Here is a 9,153-nt window from a genome sequence, read left to right as displayed (position 1 = left end):
TCGCCAGGCTTTGATTATAAATTGTGACTGTTGCTTGCGATTTTTGATAGCTGCGATGCTCATGTACTGACGTACACTGCGCGTCTCGCTTCAAAACTCCCGTCACACAGACACAATTTAAGCATCAAAGCAGATATGCGTAAGACTTTGATAAGAGAATACAGAGCCCTGACCTTATGGTCGGGGCTTTTTTGTATCTTGAGGGTGTATCAGCCCTGCGCGTCTCGATTCAACATCCTCATCACACAGACACCAACCGACACTTTTCCTACATCTTTGATTACCTAATAGGCCGTATAAGACTTGGATCGCTGGCTGACGTGGGTTTTATCCATGCTGGATAGGCCTAAACACCTGATCGTACCGATGTCGTTATGCGTATTAAGACGAGGTTAGGAGGGACGTTTATGGTGACGCTATTTTATGACAGTTTGTGCCCGTTATGCGTCAAGGAAATGCGCAAGCTGTCACGTTGGGATAAAAACCAACAGCTCATACTGGAAGATATTCATCATCCCGATTTTGCAGCCCGTTTCCCCGATGTGGATCCCAAAGCCGCTAATCGCATTTTGCACGCCAAAGATAGTCACGGACAGATGGTGTATGGTTTAGACGCAACTTATGCTGCATGGCACGCGGTAGGCAAGGGGTATTGGGTGAGTTGGTTACGCTGGCCCGTGATCGCTTGGTTTGCGGACCAAGCTTATTTGTTTTTTGCCCGCCATCGGTATCGGATCTCCGCATTATTAACCGGGCAGGCACGTTGCCAACAGTGCCAACTAAAATAAGGAAGGTTATGTCTTTGAGTGTGTTCGGCCATGATGACATCATGAGCATGGAAAAACGTTATCGCGCAGCCTTTATCAATAGCTTGTCAGGCTTTAAGTCTGCAAACTTATTAGGGACCAGCGACGCTGAACGACAAACGAACTTGTGTATGGTTAGCTCTGCTTTTCACCTAGGCGCGAATCCGGCGTTAATGGGAGTGGTTATCCGACCTGATACCGTGGTCCGGGATTCTCTTGAAAACATTCGTCAGTTAGGTGTTTATACGCTCAACCATGTGAGTGAGGCGATGCTCACTGCCGCGCATCAAACATCTGCACGCTATCCTCACGATGTCTCAGAGTTTGATCAAGTGGGTCTGACGCCATTATGGCGAGAGCGCTTCAATGCCCCTTACGTGCAAGAAGCTGCGGTGCGTTTAGGATTAGTGTTGAGAGAAGAGCATACGCTGGCAATTAATGGTACACATTTACTGATCGGAGAAATCAGTGAAGTTCATGTGCCCGAATCGTGTGTCAAAGATGATGGCTACGTAGATATTGAACAAGCAGGCAGCGTTGCGGTTAGCGGTTTAGATAGCTACCACCGTACCGCACGCATTGGTCGGCTTAGCTACGCCAAACCGGATTGTTTCCCTGAGTGGCTTGATTAGCGGGCACGCGCCATGTAGTGGGCATCGACAAACTCGCCATTGCGAAACGCAAACTGTTTGGCGGTGCCTTCAATTTCAAAGCCAAATTTTTGATAGAGGTGGATCGCAGCCGCATTATCCGTGTAAACGGTTAGCTCTATCCGTGATACGTTCAGCCAGTTTTCGGCTAAATCGATCGCTTTTTCCATTAGCGCACTGCCTATGCCGCGGCCTTGATAGGCATCATGAACGCCCATGCCAATATCTACAACATGGCGACGGCGAGGATTCGCGGCAATGACGAAGCTGAGATTACCGACCACTTTACCCTCCAGCTCGGCAACCAATGGGTATACGCCATCTGGTACGTTATTAAGCCGTTTTTCCCACATGGCGAGGCTTGGCATCGGCAATTGTAAGGTGCCTGCTTGCGCCTTGGGTTGCGCATAGATATCGCGTATCGCCGGAATGTCGTCGGCGTGGTATTGACGAATAATCAGAGACATAACACATCCTTGTGGTGAACTTTCCTCTCTAATAAGCCATGGAAGCAAAGATAAATCAACAGCTTATATTAATTAAGTCACTGATTATTCACTCTAAATGCAGATCAAGCGGGGTTTTACTCACTGATTATTCACTCTAAATGCAGAGTCGGGGGACCAAATAGCCGGAAAGCTGGCCGATAATATCTTGCATTAAGGCGCGCGCTTTATCGTCTGAGACTAAAAAGTGAGCGGCGCCTTGGACTTTATCCAATACATGCAGGTAGTAAGGCAAAACGCCAGCCTCAAACAGCCGTTGGCTCAGTGCCACCAACGCATCCGCACTGTCATTTACGCCTTTGAGAAGCACGCTTTGGTTAAGCAGCGTGATGCCTGCTTGTCGCAGCATGTGGAGTTTGTGGCTTAATTCTGCATTAATCTCATTGGCGTGGTTGATGTGGGTGACGAGTACCACTTGTAAACGTGACCGCGATAAGCGCTCGGTAAACGCAGAGGTGACACGAGCGGGGATCACCACAGGTAGCCGTGAATGAATGCGTAGCCGCTTAACATGCGTTACGTCTTCTATGGCGCTGATGAGCCAATCGAGCTCCTCATCTTTGGCCATCAGCGGGTCACCACCGGATAAAATCACTTCATCAATCTCTTGATGGGCGGCGATATAGTCCAGCGCCCCTTGCCATACGCGTTTACTGCCTTTGTTGTCTTGATAAGGGAAATGGCGACGGAAGCAATAACGACAATTGATTGCACAGCCTCCTTTAACGATCAGTAAGACACGGTTGTGGTACTTGTGTAACAACCCAGGAATCGCATTGTCTTGTTCTTCCAGTGGGTCAGCGCTGAACCCGTCAACGTCATTAAACTCGTCGGCAATGGGGAGGACTTGCTTTAGCAGTGGATCATCAGGGTTTCCTTTTTCCATCCTAGCCACAAAACTGCGTGGCACACGTTGGGCAAAAAGGCGACGAGCACTAAATCCTGCCTCCCAGTCGGATGGTGAAATTTCAAGCAGTTGCAGCAGTTCCTTGGGATCTGTGATCCCCTCTGCGAGTTCTTTGATCCAGTTTCGCTCAACAGCAGGCTGGATTCGGGTTATGATGTGCGACATTTGTGAAAACTCGAAGATGTTAAGAGGATCAAGATGGCGTCTTTCAGCACCAATGAATTCCGCGGCGGATTGAAAATTATGCTCGATAACGAGCCGTGTGTCATTACCGAAAATGAGTTCGTGAAGCCGGGTAAAGGCCAAGCCTTCAACCGGGTTAAAATCCGTAAGCTGATTTCCGGTAAGGTTCTAGAGAAAACATTCAAATCAGGTGACAGCGTTGAAGCTGCCGATGTGATCGATGTGGAAATGGACTACCTCTACACAGATGGTGAGTTCTATCACTTCATGAACAACGAAACCTTTGAGCAAATCGCTGCCAACGAGAGTGCAGTGGGTGATAACGTCAAATGGTTAGTTGAAAACAACACCTGTACACTCACGTTGTGGAATGGTGACCCAATCGTGGTTACCCCACCTAACTTCGTCGAACTTGAAGTGACTGAAACCGATCCGGGCCTAAAAGGGGATACCCAAGGTACTGGCGGTAAACCCGCGACACTGATCACAGGGGCCGTTGTTCGTGTGCCTTTGTTTATTCAAATCGGTGAAGTCATCAAGGTGGATACGCGCTCGGGTGAGTATGTAAGCCGCGTAAAATAATTGGCATTTCGAATGTCCGATAAAAAGCCCTGACCGACATGGCTCAGGGCTTTTTTGTGTGCTTAGATGCTATACGACAAGGACGAGTAGCGCAGCAGCGACACTGACGGCAAAGGCGATGGCATAGCAAACCACTTTTCCAGCCAGTCCCACGTGCAGCTTAAGATCATGTAAGCCATGATGGATGCGATGCATGGCATGCCACATCGGTAAGGCAAGGGTCGCCAAGATCAGCAACTTACCTAACCAGTGCTCCGCGAACATCATCACACGTTCGTAACTTAGGGCGGATGGGTCGATGATCCCAAGTGGAATTAAAACACCCAAAATCAAGACAGTAATCGGCGTGAACATGGCAAACCATGTACCGCCTGCACCAAACAGGCTCCACCATACTGGCTCGTCGGAGCGCTTAGGTTTTAAATCAATCATAACGCCTCCTAAATGAGCACCAAGGCCAACAACGAAATTACTGCAACGGCTCCCCATTGCGCCCCAATCACCCACTTGCCGTCGAGCAATTTTCCTTTGATACGAATCGGCATGACCTGCGGCATCATGCTAAAAAATGTCGTGGCATGAAACAGGCTAGCCGCTAGGGCGATCAAGTTTAATATGATCACCACAGGGTGGGCCATATAATCCAGCCAGCCTTGCCACGCTTGAGGGCCTTGTACGAGACAAATCAAACCCGCAGTGAGGCTCAGTGTGAAAAAGACCAAAGGCAGTACCGTGGCCTCGCGCACCATATAAAAGCGATAAAACGGATGATGCAGCCACCAAGTACGAGGCATGGGCCGCATATAAGGTTTACGGTTACTCATCCTGTTATCTCCTTGCCTTCTTTATTGGGGTTAAACATGGCGATCACCATATCTTGGGTAGAAGCAACCTTGCCTTGGTTGACCGCGCCCGCCGGATCGACACCTTTCGGGCAGACTTTTGAGCAGTAGCCCACAAAGGTACATCCCCATGCTCCGTTATCGCTGTTTATCAGTGGCATACGCTCATGTTGTCCCCCATCTCGGCTATCGAGGTTATAGCGATGGGCGAGGGTCAGTGCGGCTGGGCCGAGGAAGTCTGGATTGAGACCAAACTGCGGGCAAGCGGCGTAACATAAACCACAGTTAATGCAGGCGGCAAATTGCTTGTAGCGCGCCATCTGCTCTGGGGTTTGTGTGTTAGGACCATCTTCAGGACGACGGTCGTTGCCGAGAATATAAGGTTTGATCGCTTCCAAGCGCTCAATAAATGGCGTCATGTCGACAATCAAGTCTTTTTCGATAGCAAAGTTTGCTAGCGGCTCAATCAGTACGCCGTTCGGGTAATCGCGTAAAAAAGCCTTACACGCGAGTTTAGGCACGCCATTGACCATCATGCCGCACGAGCCGCAAATGGCCATGCGACATGACCAGCGATAAGCCAATGACTTGTCGAGATTGTCTTTGATATAGCCCAGCGCATCAAGCACAGAGAAGGTGTCGTCTCCGGGGACGACAAACTCCTGCGCGTAAGGTGCATCATCTTTTGCGGGATCGTAGCGAAGGATAGAAACTCTATAGGTAGCTTGCGTCATTGTGCTTGCTCCTCTTGTTGCCCCTCACTGGCCGCTTGAGCCTGCTCCGCAGCATCACCATACAAGCGGTCTTTCGGTTGAGACTTGGTGATTTTCACGTCACTGTAATCAATCCGCGGGCCACCCTCGGGTTGGTAAAATGCCAAGGTGTGCTTGAGGTAGTTGTCATCATCACGGGTTGTGCAGCCATCATCAAGGCGTTGATGGGCGCCACGAGACTCGCGTCGCTGAATGGCAGAATGCGCCATGGCTTGGGCCACTTCGAGCCCGTAACCTACTTCGATGGCATACAACAAGTCGGTGTTAAACACACTGCCTTGATCTTGGATGCTGATCTGTTGATAGCGAGCTTTCAGTTCGGCGATTTTATCAATCGTGGCTTGCATTAGATCTTCGCGACGATAAATACCACAGCCGGCTTCCATGGTATCCCCCAGCTCTTTGCGAATATCTGCCCAGTTTTCTTCGCCTTGATGGCTCAAGAGCTTATCAATGCGTGCTTTAACGTCTTGGATCTGGGCATCGATCGCCGCTTGATTCCACCCCGTAAACTCACGCGTACGTTGTGCGGCACCTTCTCCGGCGAGTCGACCAAATACGGCCAGCTCAGCCAGTGAATTCGATCCTAAGCGATTGGCGCCGTGTAGGCCGACGGAGGAGCATTCGCCCACTGCAAAGAGTCCTTTTACGCGGGTTTCGGTCTGGGCATTGGTTTCTATGCCCCCCATGGTGTAGTGGACGGTCGGACGAATTGGGATTGGCTCTTTGGCCGGATCGACGTTGACGTACGCTTTGGCTAATTCACAAATAAACGGCAACCGCTCTTGTAAGAAGTCTTCACCTAAGTGACGCAAATCAAGGTGCACCACATCACCTAATGGATGCTTGATGGTGTTCCCTTTTTGTTGCTCGTGCCAAAAGGCTTGAGAGACTTTATCGCGCGGTCCCAACTCCATATATTTGTTTTTTGGCTCGCCCACGGGTGTCTCTGGGCCAAGGCCATAATCTTGCAAATAGCGATAACCATTTTTGTTGACAATAATTCCCCCTTCACCGCGACAGCCTTCGGTCATCAAGATGCCAGTGCCGGGCAAGCCTGTGGGGTGATACTGCACAAACTCCATATCACGTAATGGAATACCGTGGCGATAAGCCATCGCCATGCCATCACCGGTGACGATGCCACCATTGGTATTACAGCTGTACACACGGCCAGCACCGCCGGTGGCGAGCACCACAGATTTGGCTTTAATGCAGACCAGTTCACCTTCTGCCATATGCAGGGCAATGAGGCCTTGGATTTGGCCATCATCCACGATTAAGTCGACCACGAAGTATTCATCTAACCGCTGAATTTGTGGGTATTTAATCGAGGTTTGGAACAAGGTGTGAAGCATATGGAAGCCAGTTTTATCGGCGGCAAACCATGTACGCTCGACTTTCATGCCGCCAAAACGGCGAACATTGATGCTGCCATCGTCTTTACGGCTCCAAGGGCAACCCCATTGCTCTAATTGGATCATCTCTTCTGGGCAGTGCTTGACGAAGTAGTCCACAACGTCCTGCTCGCACAGCCAGTCACCGCCGCTAACGGTGTCATTAAAATGGTTGTCTAGGCTGTCTTCATCCTTGATGACGGCAGCCGAGCCACCCTCTGCAGCCACAGTGTGTGAGCGCATCGGGTAGACCTTGGACACCAGGGCAATATTGAGAGACGGATCCGCCTCAGCGGCCGCAATGGCGGTGCGCAGTCCAGCGCCGCCGGCGCCAATAACTGCAATATCTGTGGTGATGGTCTGCACGTTCATCCTCCAGTGTAGGGAAAGCCAGTGCTTGGCTTGTTTATTGTTCTGCCGACATAGTAGGCAATCCTCACCGAGTAAAAATTGATTCAGTTGGGGAATTGCAGCGATTTTGCGGGCATGGGAGTTAAATTGCATAAAACTGTGAGGTGGGTCGTTAAGTGTCGGCGAGCTATGAAAAAACAGCGTTCTCTTACAAACAGAATGCGCACAGTGCCACGTTTACGCCGTGCTTCATCTTGGCGTACTGGTTGTTATTCGCCAGCGTGACGCTAGACTGACGCCATTCGCGCAATGAGAGATTGATATCATGACTCAAGCCTGTTCATGGCAGCCAACGGCCTCAATGACACAGTTGAAAAAACGATCGGCCATTATTGCCCGCATTCGTCAATTTTTTGCTGAGCGCGCAGTATGGGAAGTCGATACCCCAGCGTTGAGCCAAGCGGCGGTGACGGATGTGCACCTACACAGTTTTTCCACCTCGCTGGTCGGCCCTGGCTTTGCCAAGGGGTTACCCTTGTATTTGATGACCAGCCCAGAATTTCATATGAAACGATTACTGGCGGCGGGTAGCGGCGCCATTTATCAAATCAGTAAGGCGTTTCGTAATGAAGAGGCGGGGCGTTATCACAATCCAGAATTTACCATGCTCGAGTGGTATCGACCGGATTTTGATCATCACCAGTTGATGGATGAAATGGATGCGCTGTTGCAAGCGGTACTCAGGTGCCAAGGTGCGACGCGAATGAGCTATCAAGCGGCTTTTCAATCATGCACTGGACTTTGTCCATTACGCGCGGATATTGATCAGTTGCGAGCCCTTGCAGCCACCCAAGGGCTTGCCGATATCACTCAGGCTGAAACCGACAAAGACACCTTATTGCAACTGCTTTTCACGGTGATGGTTGAGCCGAATATTGGTCAGCAGGCGCCGGCTTTTGTTTACGACTTTCCGGCATCTCAAGCCGCGTTAGCCAAAATCAGTGAGGCGGATCCACGTGTTGCACACCGCTTTGAGGTGTATTTTCAAGGCATTGAACTCGCCAATGGGTTCTATGAACTTCAAGATGCGCAGGAGCAGCGCCGCCGCTTTGAGGCGGACAATGCGATGCGAGTGGCAAGAGGTTTGCGCCCACAACCTATCGATCAATACTTACTCGCCGCCTTGGAAGCGGGGCTGCCGGATTGTGCTGGGGTCGCGCTAGGGATCGATCGCCTTGTGATGCTCGCGCTCGGTTGTGATCACATTGATGCTGTGACCGCGTTTCCTGTCTCACGCGCGTAGCGCCGTAAGAAAAACGCCACCTTGCGGTGGCGTTTGAAAGGAAAGGGCATTCACCTAGACTTTAAATTTTGACAGGTCTTGGTGCATGTCACGTGCTGCTTGCGCCATGCTTTCGCCTTGGTCCCCGGTTGCACTTGCTTGTTGGTGGATCTCGTAGGAGAGATCTTTCACCGCTTGGGTGTTGCGGTTGATATCGTCAGTCACCGCACGTTGCTCTTCCGCGGCGCTGGCAATTTGGATCGCCATTTCAGAAATCGTACTGATTGCTGTGGTGATCTGATTGAGTCGCTCGCTGGCCGCTTCTGCCCGCTCAACACTCGATGTCGCCATATTATTACTTTGCATCATGTCATCCACCGCACGTTGGGTGGTGTGCTGCAAGGTCTCAATCATGTTGCGAATTTCTTCGGTCGAGTCATGGGTGCGCTGGCTGAGCACTCGCACTTCATCGGCCACAACGGCAAATCCACGCCCTTGCTCACCCGCGCGTGCTGCTTCGATGGCGGCGTTCAATGCTAACAAGTTGGTCTGTTCCGCTACACCTTGAATGGTCGCAATGATTTGGTTGATGCTCTGAGCATTTTCATCCAATTCACGAATGACATTGGTGGCCCGCTCCACTTGATCGGCCAATTGGGTGATCGCATTTCGGTTATCGCTTACCACACTTAACCCTTCTTGGCACGATTGTTCGGCTTGTTGGGCGGAGGTAGCGGTATCTTCAGCGTGACTGGCCACTTCATTGGCGGTTGCTGACATCTCATGGATAGCCGTGGCAATCTGGTCAACATCATTTTGCTGCTTATCAACTAGCCGTGGCAATCTGGTCAACATCATTTTGCTGCTTATCAAC

11 protein-coding genes are annotated in these 9,153 nt (G+C 50.7%); 4 read left to right on the top strand and 7 right to left on the bottom strand.

All coding sequences use genetic code 11. The features are described from left to right. Positions 1–407: 407 nt before the first annotated feature. On the top strand, positions 408–788 hold the full coding sequence (locus tag BZJ17_RS16505) for a DUF393 domain-containing protein (RefSeq protein ID WP_077641458.1): 381 nt from the start codon (positions 408–410) through the stop codon (positions 786–788). 8 nt (positions 789–796) lie between these two features. After that, entirely contained in the window at positions 797–1,438 is a 642-nt protein-coding gene (locus BZJ17_RS16500; RefSeq protein WP_077641457.1) for a flavin reductase, read from the top strand. On the opposite strand, the gene BZJ17_RS16495 is transcribed toward BZJ17_RS16500, so the two are convergent. Beyond that, complete coding sequence (locus tag BZJ17_RS16495) at positions 1,435–1,923, bottom strand: GNAT family N-acetyltransferase (protein WP_077641456.1); 489 nt, start codon at positions 1,921–1,923, stop codon at positions 1,435–1,437. The genes BZJ17_RS16500 and BZJ17_RS16495 overlap by 4 nt on opposite strands. A 136-nt stretch (positions 1,924–2,059) precedes the next feature. Then, positions 2,060–3,034, bottom strand: a complete 975-nt coding sequence (gene epmB, locus BZJ17_RS16490) for an EF-P beta-lysylation protein EpmB (RefSeq protein WP_077641455.1) — start codon at positions 3,032–3,034, stop codon at positions 2,060–2,062. Between the two features lie 33 nt (positions 3,035–3,067). Between epmB and efp the strand changes: the two genes are divergently transcribed. Beyond that, a complete protein-coding gene (gene efp, locus BZJ17_RS16485) occupies positions 3,068–3,634 on the top strand; it encodes an elongation factor P (RefSeq protein WP_069586864.1) in 567 nt (188 codons plus the stop codon). Positions 3,635–3,703: 69 nt separating this feature from the next. On the opposite strand, the gene frdD is transcribed toward efp, so the two are convergent. Genes frdD through frdA form a run of 4 tightly spaced genes read right to left on the bottom strand, consistent with a single transcriptional unit; the run spans position 3,704 to position 7,012 of the window. Continuing rightward, a complete protein-coding gene (gene frdD / locus BZJ17_RS16480; RefSeq protein WP_077458292.1) occupies positions 3,704–4,066 on the bottom strand; it encodes a fumarate reductase subunit FrdD in 363 nt (120 codons plus the stop codon). 8 nt (positions 4,067–4,074) lie between these two features. After that, positions 4,075–4,458, bottom strand: coding sequence for a fumarate reductase subunit FrdC (frdC, locus tag BZJ17_RS16475; protein WP_077641454.1), 384 nt, complete (start codon positions 4,456–4,458; stop codon positions 4,075–4,077). Then, positions 4,455–5,210, bottom strand: coding sequence for a succinate dehydrogenase/fumarate reductase iron-sulfur subunit (locus BZJ17_RS16470; RefSeq protein ID WP_069589731.1), 756 nt, complete (start codon positions 5,208–5,210; stop codon positions 4,455–4,457). Before BZJ17_RS16470 ends, frdC begins: the two co-directional genes overlap by 4 nt. After that, entirely contained in the window at positions 5,207–7,012 is a 1,806-nt protein-coding gene (gene frdA, locus BZJ17_RS16465) for a fumarate reductase (quinol) flavoprotein subunit (RefSeq protein WP_077641460.1), read from the bottom strand. The genes BZJ17_RS16470 and frdA overlap by 4 nt, the downstream gene beginning before the upstream one ends. A gap of 310 nt (positions 7,013–7,322) precedes the next feature. Between frdA and epmA the strand changes: the two genes are divergently transcribed. After that, positions 7,323–8,300, top strand: coding sequence for an elongation factor P--(R)-beta-lysine ligase (epmA, locus tag BZJ17_RS16460; RefSeq protein WP_077641453.1), 978 nt, complete (start codon positions 7,323–7,325; stop codon positions 8,298–8,300). A gap of 54 nt (positions 8,301–8,354) precedes the next feature. Here epmA and BZJ17_RS16455 read toward each other — a convergent pair. Beyond that, a partial coding sequence (locus BZJ17_RS16455; protein WP_241836836.1) for a methyl-accepting chemotaxis protein occupies positions 8,355–9,153 on the bottom strand: 799 nt, incomplete at its 5' end.

Source organism: Salinivibrio sp. IB574, assembly GCF_001996205.1.
Classification (GTDB): domain Bacteria; phylum Pseudomonadota; class Gammaproteobacteria; order Enterobacterales; family Vibrionaceae; genus Salinivibrio; species Salinivibrio proteolyticus.
Note: the sequence above shows the minus strand (reverse complement) of the source record. Positions and strands in the feature narration are given on the sequence as shown.